The organism is Kitasatospora indigofera (genome assembly GCF_014655955.1).
Classification (GTDB): domain Bacteria; phylum Actinomycetota; class Actinomycetes; order Streptomycetales; family Streptomycetaceae; genus Kitasatospora; species Kitasatospora indigofera.
In genome coordinates this window covers 1-17,115 of the sequence record NZ_BNBO01000060.1, presented here as the reverse complement: position 1 = coordinate 17,115, position 17,115 = coordinate 1, and the positions used below count along the sequence as shown (strand labels likewise).

The following is a 17,115-nucleotide window of genomic DNA, read 5'->3' as shown; positions in this document are numbered from 1 at the left end:
CGCTAGGGGGCGGCACCGGGCCGGCCGGGCCGGCCAGGCTCGCGGGCCGCTGGCCGCTGGCCGCTACCTGAGCGCCAGGTAGGCGTGGGTGTAGACGCAGGTCAGGCCGATGCCCCAGTCGTCCGCGTCGTCGCGCCGGAGCGCCGGGTCGGCGAAGGCACGTCGCAGGCCCTCGAAGGGGATCACCGTGAACTCGTTCCGGTCCGGGGCGGGTCTGTACCGCACCTCGATCCAGCCGTCGCGGACCAACGGCAGCAGCGGCGCGAGTTGGGCGTCCACCAGGCCCGCGCGGTCGGACTCGTCGAGGTCGTCCGGGAGGTCCGCCCAGATCCCGAACGGGCCGGTCAGCATCCCGCTGGCCTCCATGGCGCAGATCATCACGTCCCGTTGGTCCTGGTCCAGTTCCTCCCAGGCGGGCGGGGCGGGACGGGCGGCGGCGTCGGGAACCGCGTAGCGGTCCCGGCGCCAGTCCTCGCCCACCGCCTCGGTGGCGGCGAGACGGTACCGGTCCGGCGGCCGGGGGTTCCAGAGCCAGGTGGACGGCCGGCCGAGGAGATCCCGCAGCTCCGCCCCGACGACCGCCGGATCGTCCTCGGCCGGGAAGCTCCCGCGCAGCCTGCGAACGGTGACCAGTCCGCGCTCGGCCAGGTCGAGGGTCAGCGCCGCGAACGCGGGCACCAGCGCCCGCTGTTCGTCCTCGGTCCAGCTGCGCGGAGGCGGGGCCTCCGCCGCGCCCGCCCAGCGCAGGGCGGTGCCGTACACCTGGATCTGCCCGGCAAGCGAGCCACCGGACATGGCGGCCCGCAACAGGGTCTGTTCGGCGACGGTCAGTGAGTCCCAGGCGTGCACGTCGAGCATTCTCGCAGGCCGCCCGCGCGCCGGGGCGGGCCCGGTCAGCGGGCCAGCCGCCCCATCAGGGAGGAGGCCGCGGCGATGCCGGCGAGGGCCGCGAGGATGAGCACGCCGAAGTCCAGCCAGAGGTGGGAGGGGGTGCCCAGCAGCAGGCCGCGCAGCGCGTCGACCTGGTAGCTGAGCGGGTTCACCTTGCTGACCGCCTGGAGCCAGCCCGGCATCAGGGCGACGGGGTAGAGGGCGTTGGAGGCGAAGAAGAGCGGCATGGTGATGGCCTGGCCGATGCCCATCAGGCGGTCCCGGGTGAGCACGATGCCGGCGATGGACATCGAGAGGCAGGAGAAGAACGCCGATCCGAGCACCACCACGACCACCACCCCGAGCAGGCGCAGCGGGTTCCAGGTCATCGCGACGCCGAGCACGGCGGCGATGAGGATCACCACGACGGCCTGGATCACCGACTTCACCCCGGCGGCGAAGGCCTTGCCGGCCACCAGGGCGGAGTGCGGGGTGGGGGTGACCAGGAGTTTGGGGAGCACGCCCGAGTCGCGCTCCCAGATGATCATGATCCCGTAGAAGATCGCGATGAACATCGCGGACTGGGCGATGATCCCCGGCGCCAGGTAGTCCAGGTACGGGATGCCGCCGGTCGGGATCACGTGCAGCCGGGTGAAGGTCTCGCCGAAGATCAGCAGCCAGAGGGCCGGCTGGACGGCGCGGGTGTACAGCTCGGTGCGGTCGTGCCGCAGTTTCTGCAGCTCGACCACGCACATCGCGCCGACCCGGGCGGGGAAGACCCGCCAGCCGGGGCGGGCCCTCGGCGGGACGCCGAGCAGTCCGGCGGCCGGGGCGGCCGGGCTCTCAGCCGACCCGGGACGCGGTACGACGGGTGTTGCGGACATCGCGGAACTCCCCTCCTGCCTGCTCGTCGGTGAGGCCGCTGCCGGCGAAGTGCCGGAAGACGTCCTCCAGGGTGGGCGCCGGGCCGTCCGCCTCGCCGGACCGGGCCCGCCGGTCGGCGAGTTCGGCCTTGAGCCGGCCCGGCGTGCCGAGCGCCCGGACCCGGCCCCGGTGCATCAGGGCGAGGCGGTCGCAGTACTGGTCCGCCTCGTCCATGTAGTGGGTGGTGACCAGCACGGTCATCCCGGTCGCCGCGCGGACCTCGGTCAGGCGGTCCCAGACGCTGGTGCGGGCGATCGGGTCGAGCCCGATGGTCGGCTCGTCCAGGATGAGCAGCCGGGGGGCGCTGACCAGGGCCTGGGCCAGCTCCAGCCGGCGGACCATGCCGCCGGAGTACGTCCCCGCCATCCGGTCGGCGGCGTCGCCGAGCCCCACCGCCTCCAGCGCCTGGACGATCCGCGGCGCGCGCTCGCGGCGCGGCACGTCGTAGACCCGGGCGAACAGTTCGACGTTCTCGCGTCCGGTCAGGTTGGCGTCGGCGGAGAGCTGCTGCGGGACGTACCCGAGCAGCCGCCGGACGGCCATCCGCTCCCGCGCCACGTCGAGGCCGAAGACCTGGACCATGCCGGCGGGCACCGGCAGCAGTGTGGTGATCGCCCGGATCGCCGTCGTCTTGCCCGCGCCGTTGGGGCCGAGCAGGCCGAACACCTCTCCCGGCGCGACCGTGAGGTCCACCCCGTCGACGGCTCTGGCCCCGCCGAAGCTGTACGCCAGGCCGGTGCAGCTCAGCGCGTCGGCGGTGTCCGTGCCGGTGCGGTCGGTCATCGCGCGGCCTCCTCCTCGTGCAGGTTGGCGGCCAGCCGGCGCAGCGCCGGCAGCGCCGCGGCGAGCGAGGCCCGGTCCTCCTCCGACAGCCGGTCCAGCTGTTCGCGCAGCAGCGCCGCCCGGCGTTCCTCCCAGGCCCGCAGCCGGCCCGCCGCCGCCGGGGTGACGCGCAGCAGCGCCGCCCGGCCGTCCTGCGGGTCGGGCTCCCTGCTCAGCATCCCCAGCCCGATCAGCTGCCGGACCAGCGTCGACACCGAGTTCCCGGCGAGCCGCAGCTCCTCGGCCGCCTCCGAGACCCGCAGCCCCGGCCGGGCCCCGACCAGCCGCAGCAACTCGACCTGCGCGCCGCGCAGCCGGGGCTCGGGCACTCCACGCCGGAGCCGGCGCCGCACCAGCCGGTTGATACCGACCAGCAGCCCTTCGAAGTCGCCGGGGAGTGCCGAGTCGTCCATACCTCGATTTTAGCTCTCACTGAGAGCAAAAAGCTCGGGAAATCCCGAACCCGCCCCCGGACACGCCGGAGCCCCGCCGCCCTCGGAGGGACGGCGGGGCTCCGCAGTGGACCGTCCGCTCAGACGGCGCCGGACTCGCCGCGTGCGGCGGCGGCCACGAACGCCTGCCAGGCGCCGGCGGGGAACACCCGGGCGGGCCCCTCGGGGTCCTTGGAGTCGCGGACGGGCATCACGCCCGGGAAGCCGGGCGCCAGCTCGACGCACCGGCCGCCGTTGTCGCTGTGGCTGGACGTGCGGCAGAGAGCGCCGGTCAGGTCAACGTGCCTGTTCATCACAGCAGTTCCTTCCGCATGGCGCGGATCATGGACAGGGGATCAGCCTGCGACAGCGCTTCGACCTGCAGCCGATCGGAGTTCCGGACGGAGCGCGAGCCGGCCTCCCGCGGCTGAGGCGGGCGCGGGCGGACGGGGTCGCACGGCTGGCGCCCCCGGACGCCCTGCCCCGCCGCTGCGTCGGCCCACGCTCAGCCCACGCTCAAACCGCGGGCAGCCCGCGCTCAAACCGCGAGCAGCCCGCGATCAGCCCGCGATCAGCTTCGGCAGCTCGGTGATCGAGGCCAGGACGTGGGTCGCGCCGTCCGCGCGCAGCCGCTCCTCACCGTGCGCGCCGGTGAGGACGCCCGCGACGACCGGGGCGCCGGAGCGGGTGCCGGTGAGCATGTCGTAGCCGGTGTCGCCGGCGACGGCGATCTGCCGGACGGAGTCGGTACCGGTGCGGAGCAGCGCGGTGAGCACCATGTCCGGGTAGGGGCGGCCGCGGCCGGCCTCGGCCGGGCAGAGGGTGAGGTCGGCGATGCTCTGCCAGCCGAGGGCGTTCAGGATGCTGTCCTGGGTGGCGCGGGAGAAGCCGGTGGTGAGGACCACCTTCCGGCCCTGGCCGCGGAGTTCGGCGATGGCCTCGGCGGCGCCGGGGATGGCGGCGCAGTGCCCGGCGCCGACCAGGTCGTGGTAGGCCTCCTCGAAGGCGAGGTTGGCGCGCTGGGCCTTCTCCTCCTCGCCGAAGAGGTGCCGGAAGACCGAGATCTTGGACTCGCCCATGGTGGCGTGGACGTGCTCCAGCATGCGCCGGTGCTCGGGGCTGTCGGCCTCGACCCCGAGGGCGGCGGCGGCGGAACGGAAGGCCAGCTCGACCAGGCCGTCGTCGGCGACGGTGGTGCCGGCCATGTCGAGGACGACCAGACGGATGTCGGTGCTCATGGTCAGGATTCCTTAAGGATCGGTGCGTTCGGGTGCGAGGGGGCAGGCCGGGCGGGGTGCGGGGGCGGGCCTCAGAGGCCGGCGAGGTCCGCGGTGGTCTCGGCGATGGCCGGCGAGCAGGTCATGCCGCGCCCGCCGGGGCCGGTGACCAGCCAGACGCCGTCGCGCAGCTGCTCGCGGTGGACCACCCGGGAGCTGTCGGTGCACTGGGCGTAGACGCCGGCCCAGCGGCGGCGGATCCGGGGCAGCCGCCGGCCGAGCAGCTCCTCGGCGACGGAGACGAGGTGCTCGTACGGCGCCTCGTCGACGTCGAAGGCGAAGGGGTGCTCGTACTCGTGGGTGTCGCCGATGGTCAGGCCGCCGTCCTGGCGCTGGACCATCAGCAGCTGCATCTTGTGCTCGGCGGCGACCGGCGGCTGCGGCTGGACGCTCTTGAGCTGCTCCAGCGCGTCACCGGCGAAGGCGGGGTAGTAGCGGAAGCTGTCGCCGTCGGCGACGGAGGTGGTGAGCGGCTCGTCCAGCGGGTCGGTCTGCATCATCTGCAGCCGGACGCGGCGCACCGGCAGTTCGGGGGCGAGTTCACGGATCAGGCCGCCGGTCCAGGCGCCGGTGCAGAGGATCACCAGGTCACCGGTGTGCACGTCGCCGTGGTCGTCGCGGACGGCGTTCTCGCCGATCACCTCGCGCACCTCCCGTCCGGGCAGGAAGGTGTAGCGACCGGTGGCCTGCAGGGCCGCGCGCAGCGCGGGCTGGGCGGTCCGGGGCTCGACGGCGCCGTCCTGGCCGCACCACAGGGCGCCGAGCAGCTTGCCGCGCAGGGCGGGGTTGGCGGCCTTGGTCTCCGCCGGGTCGAGCAGGCGGTAGCCGCGGGCGGCGGCGTCGGGCAGGGTGGTGGCGTGCTCGGCGACGGCCAGTTCGGCCTCGGTCCGGATCGCGGTGAGCGAGCCGTTGGCGCGGAACCCGAGTGCGGGCACCCGCTCGCCGATCCGCTCCCACAGTTCGCGGGCGCGCAGTGCGGTGGCGAGTTCCTCGCCGGCGGCCCGGCCGCTGACCCAGACCAGCCCGAAGTTGCGGACGGACGCGCCGCGCGCCTCGGCCTCGCGCTCCAGGTGGACGACCTCGTGGCCGCGCTCGACGGCCTGCCAGGCGTGCATGCTGCCCAGGACGCCTGCTCCTACAACGATGATTCTCATGCGGCCAGGCTGTCGCCTGGAGGTGGCCGCGAGGGGTCCGAATCGCGGCGCGCAGGTGAATGGCCCAGAAAGTTGTACAGACAACACGCCCTTGATCACCGGGTTCGCCGGAGCCCGCGGACACCCCGGCCGGGCCGGCCGGCCCGGGATCGGCGGATCGGCGGACGGGCGGACGGGCGGATCGGCGGATCGGCGGATCGTCCGGCCCGCGGCCCCGCGCCCGCCCGGCCTCAGCGCAGAACCGTCGCCCGCAGGTAGTTGCGCCGCCCGAAGTGCGGCTCGTCCACCGCCGTCAGCTCCTCCACCTGGAAGCGGTAGAGCGCCGCGGCCCCGGCGCCGGTCAGGAACTGCTCCCGGACCTCCGGGTCCTGGGCGAACGAGGGGTAGCGGCCCTGGTACGCGGCGAGGGCCGCCTCCGCCTGCCGGCCCCACGCCTCGCAGGCGCTTCCGGTCAGCTGGACCCCGCGCAGCTGCTCGCCGAAGACCGGGGGCGGCAGGAAGACGGTGGCGGCGGCTCTCGCCTCCTCCGCCAGGTGGCGGCTGTGCCTGGTCGAGCGCTCGCTGACGTAGTAGAGGACGAGGTCCTCGTCGTAGGCGAAGAAGGCCAGGTTGGCGTGCGGCCCGCGCTCGGGACCGGCGGTGGCCAGGGTGAGCACCATGCTCTCGGCCAGGATGCCTTCGACGCCCTTGCGGAACTCCTCGGCGGGCCATTCGCCCTGCGTGATGTCGAGCCGGTACGGCATGGCGCATCCCTCCGCTGGAACGACAGAGCCGGGCGTGGACCCCGGTGTTCGGGGGCCCTCGCCCGGCTCACATGCTCTCCCCGCCGGCCCGGCCGCACAAGAGTGGCGGACGACCGTCCCGGTCAGTCCGCCGGCATCCGCGCCGGGGTCTCGCGGGGCATGCCAGGACCGGCCGGACCGGCACCCAGCAGCGCCCCGAGCGGCCCCGCCCGCCCCCGGTCCACCAGCGGGGCGGCCCGGCCGGCCGCCAGCGCGAGCGGCACGCCGACGGCGGTGCCGACCAGCGCGCCGACCAGCACGTCGTGCGGGTAGTGCACCCCCACCCAGACCCGGGACAGGCCCATCAGGGCGGCCGCGACCCAGCCGGTCCAGGCCAGCGCGGTCAGGCCGAGCCCGCGGAAGGCGAACCAGAGCGCGGCGGCGGCCGCGAAGGCGATCACCGTGTGGTTGCTGGGGAAGGACCAGTCACCGGCGCCCGGGCAGGTCTCCAGCGAGACGGTGCCGGCGATCTGCGCACAGGGGCGGACCTCCTCCACCAGGCTCTTGAACACGGAGTTGACCAGGTACGCCACGATCACGACGAACGGCGAGGCCAGCACCCGGGCCAGCACCACGGAGTCGGCGCCGCGGGCCCGCCACCAGGCGTACAGCATGAGCAGCGCGAACAGGCCGAGCCCGACCGCCGACCAGACCTTGACCAGCTCGTCCAGCCAGTGCGGGGCGCGGTCGGCCCAGCCGACGACCCGGCTGTAGAGGCCGCCGTCGATGCCGCTGCCGTCGTAGGCGAGCAGGGCGCGCGGCCCGGCCGGGAGCCCCGGGGGCACGGTGGCGGTCACTCGTCACCTCCGCCACGGCGCCCCTTACGGGCGCGGAACAGTTCAAGAACAATGGGAATCACGGAGACAACTACTACCAGACCGATGATGGGTAGCAGATAACGGTCGATATCCGGCACGGACGATCCGAGGGCGTATCCGGCCATCGTCACCCCGACGGCCCACACGGTGCCGCCCACCACCTGCCAGAGGGTGAAGGTGCGCAGCGGCACGTCGAGGACGCCGCAGAGCGGGTTGAGCACGGTGCGCACCACGGGGATGAACCGGGCCAGCACGATCGCCTTGCCGTAGCCGTACCGGACCAGCAGCTCCTCGGCGCGTTCGACGCCGTGGTGCAGGCTCCTGCTGTTCGACCGGCGCAGCAGGGCGTGCCCGCCCTGGCGGCCGATCAGGTAGCCGACCTGGGCCCCCACCAGTGCGCCGAACACGGCGGCCGGGATCACCTGGTAGAGCTGGAGCCGGGGGCCGTCGGTGGCGCCGGGGACGCAGAGCAGGCCCGCGGTGAAGAGCAGGGAGTCGCCGGGCAGGAAGAAGCCGACCAGCAGGCCGGTCTCGGCGAACAGGACGACCGCGATGCCCAGGGCCCCGAAGGCGGCCAGCAGGGAGGAGGCGTCCAGCAGGTTCACCGCCAGCGCCTGGTGGCCCCCAGGACCGGGGAGGGCCGGGGCCGGGAGGCTCCGGGCGTGCTCTGCCAGGGCCTGCGCCTGTGCGGCGGACCAGGTGGCGACGGACGACTCGAACACGGCGGGCGGACCTCCCGTACGTTGGGGGCGGCCCTGCGGGTCGCGCTCGGACCGTCTACAGTGACGTAGACGGTCTACAGGACTGTAGACGACAGCGGGAGGAAACGTTGACATGAGTGCAGCGCCGTCGGCCCGTCGCTCCTCCGGGGAGCTGGAGGCCCAGGTCCTGGTGGCCCTCTGGGCTGCGGATCACCCGCTGACCCCGCAGGACGTCCAGGCCGCCCTCGGCACCGGGCTCGCCCGGACCACGGTCGCCACGATCCTCGCCCGGCTGCACGAGAAGGGGACGGTCGAACGGACCAGGGCGGGCCGGGCGTACGCCTACGTCCCGACCGTCCAGGACCCGGCCGGCCTGGCCGCCCGCCGGATGCGCACCGAGCTGGAGCGCGGGTCCGACCGCTCCACCGTACTGGCGCGCTTCGTCTCCGACCTGTCGGACGAGGACGAGCGGATGCTGCGCGACCTCCTGGGCGACCGCGCGTCCGGCCCGTCGGGCGCCCCCGTCCCGTCCGACGCGCCGGGCGCGCCGGAGGCCTCGGACGCCCCCGGCGCGCGCGGCACCTCCGGCCCCGCCCCCGCGGAGCGGCCCGGGACGGAAGGCGGGCCGCGGTGACCGTCGCCGTCTGGGTGCCGCTGCTGCTCCCCTTCCTCGCCGCCCCGGCCGCCCGGCTGCTCGCCGAGGCGCTGGCCCCGCGGGCCGCCGCCCGGATCCTGGCCGGCACCTCGGCCCTGCTCGCCGCCGCCACCCTCTGCTCCCTCGGGCTGCTGGCCGCCGCCGGCCTGCTCCGGCTGCCGCCGGTCGCCGCCCTCGGCCACCTCTCCCCGCGCTGGATCGCCGCCGGAGCCCCCGGCGGCGCACCGGTCGCCGCGGCGGCCGGCCTGGCGCTCGCCGCGGCGGCGGCCCTCGCGCTGCGGACCGGCCGGCGCCACCGCCGGGACCTCGCCGTGGTCCGGGCCGCCCTCGGCGACCCGGCCCGCCCCGCGCGGCCCCGGTCCCCCGGCGCCCTCCTCTCCTCCGTCAGGACCGGCGTGGCCGGGCGGGCCACCCGCTTCCGGTCCCGCCAGCGGCCGGCCGGGCCGGCCGAACCGCTGCTCGCCGTCCTGGCCGACGACCGTGCCGACGCCTTCGCACTGCCCGGGCGCCCGGGGCGGGTGGTGGTCACCGGCGGGATGCTGCGTGCCCTGTCCGCCGCCGAACGCGCCGCCCTGTTCGCCCACGAGCGCGCCCACCTGACCGGGCGCCACCACCTCTTCCTGGCCGCCGCCGAGTACGCGGCCGTGCTCCACCCCGCCCTGCGGGCGCTCCGCGCGCCCCTCGGCTTCCAGTTGGAGCGCTGGGCCGACGAGGCCGCCGCCACCGCAGTCGGGGACCGGGCGGTGACCGCCCGCGCGGTCGGCCGCGCGGCCCTGGCCGCCCGTCACGCCCCCCGGCCTGACCGGCCCGGCCTCGCCCCCGCCGTCCACGCCGGCCCGGTGCCCCGCCGGGTGGCCGCGCTGCTCGACCCGCGCCCGCGGCCCCGGCCAGGACGCCGCGCGGCCGCGCTCGCGCTCGCCGCCTGCCTGGCCCTCACCCTCACCGCCGCCCTGGACGCCACCACCGACCTGCACCGGGCGGTCGAGGCCGCCCGGAGCGCCGGCGCGGCCGGGCGCTGACGGCCGCTCACCGCCCCGGCCACGGGCCCCCGTCACCACCCGGGCGGCGCCCCGAGGCCTGCTGGACAGGGTCCGGGCGGCCGCCCAGAATGACCGCAAGAGGTGAAGGTCTGCGCGAACGTGCAGGTCATACCGGTCGGTAGGTCACATTTGCGCACGGGACCCCCGCCGACCGTGCTCCCGCCGTACGCTTTCGGCAACGCGTCAACGACGAGGTAGCGACGGTTCGCGGCTAGGGGGAGCGGTGCGGCAGACCCGGCGGCACACTCGACGACCGGCCGGCGCAGCCGCGGCCCCCGCGCCCGGCGGGCCCGACCTCGCCGCCGTCCACGATGCCGCCACCGGTGGCGGACTCCCCGCCGACGGCGGCCCCGAGGCCGGCCCCCGGCCCGAGATCGGCGACTCCTGGGCCCGGCTGCGCCGGCTCGGCCTCGACCCCGACCGGGGCGCCGCCGCCGTGCATCTCGGCCCCGCCGAGGTGGAGCACCGGCGTCGCGCCAGCGGGCTGGACGAGGTGATCGGCATCCTGCGCGACTCGCTGCTCGACTCCACCGGGGACTGCCCGCTGATCCTCGCCATCGCCGACGCGGAGGGCCACGTCCTGTGGCACGAGGGCGAGCGGCAGCTGCGCCGCAGCGCCGACCGGATCGGCTTCCTGATCGGCGCCCGCTGGGTCGAGGAGAACGTCGGCACCAACGGCATCGGCACCGCGCTGCGCGCCGGCCGGCCGATGCAGGTGCACTCCGCCGAGCACTACCTGCGCAGCCACCACGCCTGGACCTGCTTCGCGGCCCCGGTGCACGAGCCCCGGACGGGCCGGCTGGCCGGCGTGATCAACATCAGCGCCCCGGCCCAGCACGCCCGGCCGTACCTGCTCCAGCTGACCATGACCGCCGCCCGGCTGGCCGAGGCCGAGCTGCGGGCCCGCCGGCTGGAGGCGCTGCACCAGCTGCGGACGGTGGCCACCCCGCTGCTCGCCAAGGTGAACGGCCCGGCCCTGGTGGTGGACGGCGACGGCTGGACGGCGGCCGCGGCCGGCCTGCCGCCGACCGACCGGCTGCGGCTGCCGGCCGAGGGGTGGGGGTCGGCCTCCGTGCACTGGCTGCCCTCGCTCGGCGAGTGCGCCGTCGAGCCGCTCGCCGACGGCTGGCTGGTGCGGCCGGTCCGCTCCCCCGGCCAGAGCGCCCCCGGCGACCGGTCGGGGGTCTCCGAGCAGACCGAGGGCGCCCGGCTGCGACTGGACCTGCGCCGCCCGGACCGCCCCGAGCTGTCGGTGGAGGGCGCGGCCGGCACCTGGTCGCACGGCCTCAGCCCGCGGCACGCGGAGTTGCTGCTGCTGCTCGCCACCCACCGGGACGGCCGCAGCGCGGCCCAGCTGGCCGAGGCCCTGTTCGGCGATCCGGCCCGCACGGTGACCGTCCGGGCCGAACTCTCCCGGCTGCGGCGCTACCTGGGCGGGCTGCTGGCCCACCGGCCGTACCGCTTCGCGCCCACCGTGACGGTCGGGGTGGCCGGCCCGGACGACCCGTACGACCTGCTGCCCGGCTCGACCGCGCCCGCCGTCCGCCGGCTGCGCTCCCGGCTCGCCGCCGGGACGGTACGGCTGCCGGCCCCGCCGGACGTCGCGCGCCCGCCGGCCCCCGTTCGGCCGCCGGAGGTGACGGTTCACCCGGACGGCGGGCACCCGCCCGTCCTCGCGCGCCCCCGGGTCTCCTGAACCGCCGGTCGCCCGCGGGCGTCCGGGTGCCGGTGACGCCCCGCGGTGGGTGAGCCGGCCGCACGGTGTGGGGCCTTGCCCGGCGCCGGTCAGTCGGTGGGGAAGCCCCCGGCGAGCAGCGCGGCCAGCTGGGCGTCGGTCGGGCCGCAGGAGGCCTCGGCCGCCTCCGACACCTGCGCGTACGTCCGGTCGAGCCAGTCCTGCACCTTGGACTTGGCGACCTCCAGCAGCGCGCTGCCGTGCGGCGACTCCAGCGCCACGTGCAGGGTCGCCCCGTGGCAGGGGCAGTACGCGGGCCAGAGCTTGACGTCGCCCTGCCCGCTCAAGGTGGTGAGACCGTCGCGCAGCAGTTCGCGCGAGAAGACCCAGTCCGCCTCGTCCGGCCGGCCGAGGTGGAAGGTCAGCAGCACCTCGTACGGGCGCTGCGGGTCGAACCGGAACCGGGTGCTGACTTCGCCGACAGCTTCTTCGCCGAGCGCGATGCGCATGGTCAGCACCTCCTCCACCGCCGCCGGAGCGGCGGTGGAGCCTTCCTCATCGCCGCCCGTGGGGGTAGCGGCGAGAGAGGCATCGGAGGGTGCGGGCAGAGGGTCGCGCGGCATGACTATCTCTCCGGTACGGCTTGGAATTGCACCAGCGTGCGCCATCCCGCCGGGGACGGCAAGGGTTGCAAGGAGGTTGCAACAATCGCGGCAGGGGCCGGGCGGATCGTCCGACGGTCCGTCAACTGTTCTGCGCACGAGGACGGTCCGCCCGACGGCCGGGTTCGCGCGCGGTCCGACGACGTTCCCCTCCGCCGCTGGTACTCTCGTGCCTCCGGCCCGCGCGGGCACGGCCGCGCGCCCGTTGCTTCCTCACGGGCCCGGCCCCGGGGCCCGTCGCGGAACGCGGCGGGCGGCACACGGAGGGAAGGGAGTCCGGTGGCTCTCCGTAAGGACACCGAGGCGGCACCTCGCCCGGACGAGCGGCCTGCGCCGCAGGGCCGGCACAGCCGCCCGAAGCCCTTCGGCGGCCGCCTGCGCCTGCCCACCCTGCGTTTCTCCGGTGCCGCGATGGCGATGTCCACCGTGGTCGGGCTCAGCATCGCCACCACCTGGCTGCTGAACGAGCAGCAGGCCGTGGGGCGCCGGGCCGGCTTCGCCACGGTCGGTGCCACCCCGCCGCCCGCTCCCGGTACCGACGGCGACTCCCGGGCCGGCTCCGACGCCGGGCACTCCCCGGCCGCGAAGGCCGAACCGTCCGTCCGGGCGATCGGTCCCGGCACCGGCACGCCCGGCTCGCGCAACGCCGAACGGACCACCCCGCCGCCCCTCGGCAGCCCGGCGCCCGCGCCGGCGCCCACCGCCTCGGTCACGCCCTCGGCCACGACGGCCGCCCCCTCCGCGCCCGCACCCGTCCCGCCGCCGAGCACCGGCCCGGAGGGCCTGCGGCCGCCGGGCGGCCTGACGGAGGCGGAATGCCTGCTGCAGTCGTCCGCGAGCCCCGGCCCGGCCGGCCCGCAGTTCGGGCCCCCCGGCATCGGGTCGCGCCCGTTCGGGCCGCCGCTGGTCCAGTCGCCGCCGGCCGTCGCCCAGTCCGGCGTGACCCAGTCCGCCGTGACGGAGCCGGCCGCCCCGCAGTCCGTGCCGCAGCAGTTCTCGGCCCGGCCCGGCGCCGCCCTGCCGGCCCCCGGACGTCCCGCGGGGCCGGGGACGCCCCCGGCGACCGCACCCGCCCAGGGCGCGGCCCGGCCGCACGCGGCGCACCCGCGCCCGGCCCACCCGTACCCGCCCGGCCGGAACCCGGCCGACGGCTTCCCGGTCGGCCCGCACGCCGCCGGCCAGTACCCGACGGGTCAGCAGCCCACCGGCCAGTACCCCACCGGTCAGTACCCCGCAGGCCAGCACACCGCAGGCCAGTACCCGGCCGGCCAGGAGGCGCCCGACCTCGCGCTCGCCGGCGCGGCCAGCGTCCGTTCGCTCGGCCAGGACGGCACCCGCCACCTGCTCGGGCTGACCGTGACCGAGCCGCTGACCGCGCTCCAGGCCGAGTTCCGGCTCGGCCCGGCCGAGGTCGTGCACGGCACCACGGCCTGGACCGACCTGGCCGGCGCGGTGATGACCACCTCCCAGGAGCAGGGCGCCCGGGTCTACCGGTTCGCCTCCCCCGTGGGGGCGGACGTGCCGCCCGGCGAGTACACCTTCGGGGTGCGGGGCGTGCACCCCTCCGCCGGACCGGGCAAGGCCCCGGCGGAGACCTGGACGGCCTCCGCCTTCGGCATCCTGGACCCGCGCGCGGTGGCCGCCATCGGCGCCTTCGAGGCCGTGCCCGCGACCGGCCCGGTCGTACCGGGCACGACCGCGGCGCCCGCCGCCCGCCCGGCCCTCACCCCCGGGCGCTGACCGCTCCTCAACCACCCCTCCGGGGCGGCCGGACGACCGTCGCGCACACCGCCCGGCCCGGCGCCCCGCGACCCGTCGCGGACCGGGCCGGCGGGCCCGGCGGCGGTGCGTCGTCCGGTCCGACGATCCGACAGAACCCGGCCCGTCGGCCGGTCACTTTGCCACACGCGTTCGTTACTGTGGATCCCGTCGGCGCGTCGGCCGCGCCGGCCTCCCAAACGCATCCCAGGAGGATCCCGTGACCACGGTCCTGACCCAAGGCGGCAACGCCCCGCTGACCGCCGCGCGGGTGACCGTCGAGGTGACCGCGCCCAAGGCGCTGGACGTCTCGGGTCTGCTGCTGACCGACGCCGGGAAGGTCCGCTCGGACGCGGACTTCGTCTTCTTCAACGCCCCGAACGGCCCCGGGGTCTCGCACCGGCCGGCGAGCGGCGGCGCGGCGGACGCGATCACCATCGACACCCGTGCCGTCCCGGCCGGCATCACCAAGATCGTGGTGACGGCCAGCCCCGACGAGGCGGGCACCACCTTCGCCGGCATCGAGCCGACCGCGACCGTGCGGGACGCCGACACCGGCGCCGTGCTGGTCACCTTCACCCCGCCGCGGCTCGACCGGGAGACCGCGCTGGTCGTGGTCGAGGTCTACCAGCGCGGCGGCGCCTGGAAGGTCCGCGCCGTCGGCCAGGGCTACGCCAACGGCCTGGCCGGCATCGCCACCGACTTCGGCGTCTCGGTCGAGGACGAGCCGGCGCCGGCCGCGCAGGCCGTGCAGACCCCGCCGCCGCCCGCGCACGCGCCCGCCACGCAGGCCCCGCCGATGCCGAACACGCCCCCGGCCGCGCCCCCGGCGCCGGCCACCGCGCCGTCCTTCACCAAGGTCACCCTGGACAAGGGCCGGGTGAATCTGGTCAAGGGCGGTTCGGTCTCGCTGGAGAAGAACGGCAAGCCGTTCCTGTCCTCCGTCCGGATGGGGCTGGGCTGGGAGCCCGCCCGGGGCGGGCGCAACGTCGACCTGGACGCCTCCTGCATCGCCTTCGACGCCCAGCGGAACAAGATCGAGACCGCCTGGTTCATGAAGCTGTCGATCTTCAACGGCGCGATCGCGCACTCCGGCGACAACCTCACCGGCGAGGGCGCCGGCGACGACGAGTCGATCACCGTCCACCTGGACGGGCTGCCGCCGGAGGCGGTCGGCCTGGTCTTCGTGGTCAACTCCTTCTCCGGCCAGAAGTTCACCGACGTGAAGAACGCCTACTGCCGGCTGCTCGACGCCGGCAGCGGCCAGGAGCTGGTGCGCTTCGACCTGACCAGCTCGGAGGCGCACACCGGCGTGGTGATGTGCAAGCTGGTCCGCCAGTTCTCCGGCGAGTGGGTGATGACGGCGATCGGCGAGTACGTGGACGCCAAGACCGCCCGCGCGATGGTGAAGCCCGCCTCCGCGATGCTCTGAACCGTCCGGTGCCCGGTGCCCCCGCCCGAGGCGGCGGGGCACCGGGCACCGTCGCGTCCGGGCCGCCCTCCACGGGCACTTGACCGGGCGGTTCGAGGTTGGGCCGTCCGGCCGACTAGAATCACCCCTTGAGCCTGCGGACATGAGGCCCGGCTCAGCAGGTGCGGAGAGGCGTCCACCCGGCCTGATGCCGTCCCCGCACCCGAGGAAAAGTCACGTGAGCAACGAGCAGTCCGTCCCGGTCGTCCAGATCGTCAACGAGGCCGGGCGCCGGCGTACCTTCGCCGTCATCAGCCACCCCGACGCGGGCAAGTCCACCACCACCGAGGCCCTCGCCCTGCACGCGCGGGCGATCACCTCGGCCGGTGCGGTGCACGGCCAGGGTGCCCGCAAGGGCGTGACCAGCGACTGGATGGAGCTGGAGCGCGAGCGCGGCATCTCGGTCACCTCGGCCGCCCTGCAGTTCGGCTACCGCGGTCACGTGATGAACCTGGTCGACACCCCCGGTCACGCCGACTTCTCCGAGGACACCTACCGGGTGCTGGCGGCCGTCGACTGCGCGATCATGCTGGTCGACGCGGCCAAGGGCCTGGAGGAGCAGACCCGCAAGCTGTTCGCGGTCTGCCGCCACCGCGGCGTCCCGGTGATCACCTTCATCAACAAGTGGGACCGCCGCGGCCGCGAGGCGCTCACCCTGCTGGAGGACATCGAGACGCACCTGGGCATCACCCCGGTGCCGGTGGTCTGGCCGGTCGGCGGCGCGGGTGACCTACGCGGGCTCGTCCAGGCCTCGGACACCGAGCAGATGCTCCGCTACACCAAGGTGCCCGGCGGTACGCACGCCGCCCTGGAGGAGGTGCTCACCGCCGAGGAGGCGACCGAGCGCGAGGGCGAGGCCTGGGAGACCGCGCTGGAGGAGCTGGAGCTGGCGCTCTCCTCCGGCCCCGGGTACGACCAGGAGGCCTTCGAGGCCGGCAAGATCAGCCCGGTCTTCTTCGGCTCGGCGCTGAGCAACATCGGCGTGAAGCTCCTGCTGGACGCCGTCGTCGACCTCGCCCCCTCCCCCGCCGCCCGCCCGCTGGCCAAGGGCGGCAGCCGCGAGGTCACCGAGGAGTTCTCGGGCCTGGTGTTCAAGATCCAGGCCAACATGGACCCGGCGCACCGCGACCGGATGGCCTTCGTCCGGGTCTGCTCGGGCGTCTTCGAGCGCGGCATGAACGTCACCCGCGCGGCCAGCGGCCGGTCCTTCGCCACCAAGTACGCCCAGACCGTCTTCGGCGCCGAGCGCACCGTGGTCGACACCGCCTACCCCGGCGACGTGGTGGGCCTGATCAACGCCAGCGCCCTGCGGGTCGGCGACACCCTGTACACCGGCAAGAAGGCCGAGTTCCCGGCCCTGCCCGCCTTCGCCCCCGAGTACTTCGCGGTGGCCCGGCCGAAGGACATCAGCCGCTCCAAGCAGTTCCGCAAGGGTGTCTCCCAGCTGGACGAGGAGGGCGTGGTCCAGGTGCTGGTCTCGGACCGGCGCGGTGACCAGGCCCCGGTGATGGCGGCCGTCGGCCCGATGCAGTTCGACGTGGTGCTGCACCGGATGGAGCACGAGTTCTCCTCCCCGATCACCCTCGACCGCCTCTCCTACAAGCTGGCCCGGGTCACCGACCCCGAGGGCGCCGCGGAGCTGGCCAAGGCCCGGCTGACCGACGCCGAGGTGCTGGTCCGCCGCTCGGACAACGCCCTGCTGGCCCTGTTCGCCGACAAGTGGCACCTGAGCGCCTTCCAGCGCGCCAAGCCGGACATCCTGCTGCAGCCGCTGATCGCCACCGCCGACTAGCCAGGGCCTGTCCGGGGATCACCTGCCGCTGCCCGCCGGCCTTCGTCCTGCGGTCAGGACGAAGGCCGGCGGACGCAACCCGCGGCCGGGTGCCGAGGCCGACGAAGTCCCGGCCCGCCTGCGGGTGACGACCGGGAACGCCCGGGTCGCCGTACGACCGTGCCCGCCACCGACGAGCTCCGGTGGCGGGCACGATGACGGCACCACGGCATCCGCCCGTGGACGCCCGGGACTGCGGACGGGTCAGCCGGTGGTGCCGGCGGCGGTGAGCAGGTTCACCGCG

The 17,115-nt window shown here is 75.6% G+C and carries 17 protein-coding genes; 6 read left to right on the top strand and 11 right to left on the bottom strand.

The window, feature by feature from the left end; translation table 11 throughout:
• Positions 1-63: 63 nt before the first annotated feature.
• From IE329_RS33405 to IE329_RS33360, 10 genes are all read right to left on the bottom strand, one after another.
• Positions 64-858, bottom strand: a complete 795-nt coding sequence (locus IE329_RS33405) for a hypothetical protein (protein WP_191289876.1) — start codon at positions 856-858, stop codon at positions 64-66.
• A gap of 35 nt (positions 859-893) precedes the next feature.
• Positions 894-1,754 (bottom strand): ABC transporter permease, encoded by an 861-nt coding sequence (locus IE329_RS33400; protein WP_190214791.1) that lies wholly within the window; start codon positions 1,752-1,754, stop codon positions 894-896.
• Entirely contained in the window at positions 1,714-2,577 is an 864-nt protein-coding gene (locus IE329_RS33395) for an ABC transporter ATP-binding protein (protein ID WP_190214790.1), read from the bottom strand. Before IE329_RS33395 ends, IE329_RS33400 begins: the two co-directional genes overlap by 41 nt.
• Complete coding sequence (locus tag IE329_RS33390) at positions 2,574-3,029, bottom strand: MarR family winged helix-turn-helix transcriptional regulator (protein WP_190214789.1); 456 nt, start codon at positions 3,027-3,029, stop codon at positions 2,574-2,576. Before IE329_RS33390 ends, IE329_RS33395 begins: the two co-directional genes overlap by 4 nt.
• 119 nt (positions 3,030-3,148) lie before the next feature.
• Entirely contained in the window at positions 3,149-3,361 is a 213-nt protein-coding gene (locus tag IE329_RS33385; RefSeq protein ID WP_190214788.1) for a DUF397 domain-containing protein, read from the bottom strand.
• 246 nt (positions 3,362-3,607) lie between these two features.
• Positions 3,608-4,285, bottom strand: coding sequence for a phosphonatase-like hydrolase (locus IE329_RS33380; protein WP_190214787.1), 678 nt, complete (start codon positions 4,283-4,285; stop codon positions 3,608-3,610).
• A 71-nt stretch (positions 4,286-4,356) separates the two neighbouring features.
• Positions 4,357-5,478 (bottom strand): TIGR03364 family FAD-dependent oxidoreductase, encoded by a 1,122-nt coding sequence (locus tag IE329_RS33375; RefSeq protein ID WP_190214786.1) that lies wholly within the window; start codon positions 5,476-5,478, stop codon positions 4,357-4,359.
• 230 nt (positions 5,479-5,708) lie between these two features.
• Positions 5,709-6,221, bottom strand: a complete 513-nt coding sequence (locus tag IE329_RS41710) for a pyridoxamine 5'-phosphate oxidase family protein (protein WP_190214785.1) — start codon at positions 6,219-6,221, stop codon at positions 5,709-5,711.
• Positions 6,222-6,343: 122 nt separating this feature from the next.
• The gene (locus IE329_RS33365) at positions 6,344-7,057 is read right to left on the bottom strand and encodes a phosphatase PAP2 family protein (RefSeq protein WP_190214784.1); all 714 of its coding nucleotides are present in this window, start codon (positions 7,055-7,057) and stop codon (positions 6,344-6,346) included.
• On the bottom strand, positions 7,054-7,689 hold the full coding sequence (locus IE329_RS33360) for a DedA family protein (protein ID WP_229927971.1): 636 nt from the start codon (positions 7,687-7,689) through the stop codon (positions 7,054-7,056). Before IE329_RS33360 ends, IE329_RS33365 begins: the two co-directional genes overlap by 4 nt.
• A 223-nt stretch (positions 7,690-7,912) precedes the next feature.
• On the opposite strand from IE329_RS33360, the gene IE329_RS33355 reads away from it, so the two are divergent.
• The 3 genes from IE329_RS33355 (at position 7,913) to IE329_RS33345 (ending at position 11,170) form a co-directional block, all read left to right on the top strand.
• Positions 7,913-8,413: a BlaI/MecI/CopY family transcriptional regulator gene (locus IE329_RS33355; RefSeq protein ID WP_190214782.1), complete on the top strand. Its 501-nt coding sequence runs from the start codon at positions 7,913-7,915 to the stop codon at positions 8,411-8,413.
• Positions 8,410-9,453, top strand: coding sequence for a M56 family metallopeptidase (locus tag IE329_RS33350; protein WP_190214781.1), 1,044 nt, complete (start codon positions 8,410-8,412; stop codon positions 9,451-9,453). The genes IE329_RS33355 and IE329_RS33350 overlap by 4 nt, the downstream gene beginning before the upstream one ends.
• A gap of 244 nt (positions 9,454-9,697) precedes the next feature.
• A complete protein-coding gene (locus IE329_RS33345; protein WP_190214780.1) occupies positions 9,698-11,170 on the top strand; it encodes a helix-turn-helix domain-containing protein in 1,473 nt (490 codons plus the stop codon).
• 89 nt (positions 11,171-11,259) lie between these two features.
• Here the strand turns inward: IE329_RS33345 and IE329_RS33340 are convergent, their stop codons facing one another.
• A complete protein-coding gene (locus IE329_RS33340; RefSeq protein WP_190214779.1) occupies positions 11,260-11,772 on the bottom strand; it encodes an SsgA family sporulation/cell division regulator in 513 nt (170 codons plus the stop codon).
• A 318-nt stretch (positions 11,773-12,090) separates the two neighbouring features.
• Here IE329_RS33340 and IE329_RS33335 point away from each other — a divergent pair, with 318 nt between their 5' ends.
• The 3 genes from IE329_RS33335 to IE329_RS33325 all read left to right on the top strand — a co-directional run bounded on the left by IE329_RS33335 (position 12,091) and on the right by IE329_RS33325 (position 16,832).
• Complete coding sequence (locus tag IE329_RS33335) at positions 12,091-13,551, top strand: hypothetical protein (RefSeq protein WP_190214778.1); 1,461 nt, start codon at positions 12,091-12,093, stop codon at positions 13,549-13,551.
• A 250-nt stretch (positions 13,552-13,801) separates the two neighbouring features.
• Entirely contained in the window at positions 13,802-15,001 is a 1,200-nt protein-coding gene (locus IE329_RS33330) for a TerD family protein (RefSeq protein ID WP_190214814.1), read from the top strand.
• 217 nt (positions 15,002-15,218) lie between these two features.
• Positions 15,219-16,832: a peptide chain release factor 3 gene (locus IE329_RS33325; RefSeq protein ID WP_229927966.1), complete on the top strand. Its 1,614-nt coding sequence runs from the start codon at positions 15,219-15,221 to the stop codon at positions 16,830-16,832.
• The last annotated feature ends 283 nt before the right edge of the window (positions 16,833-17,115 follow it).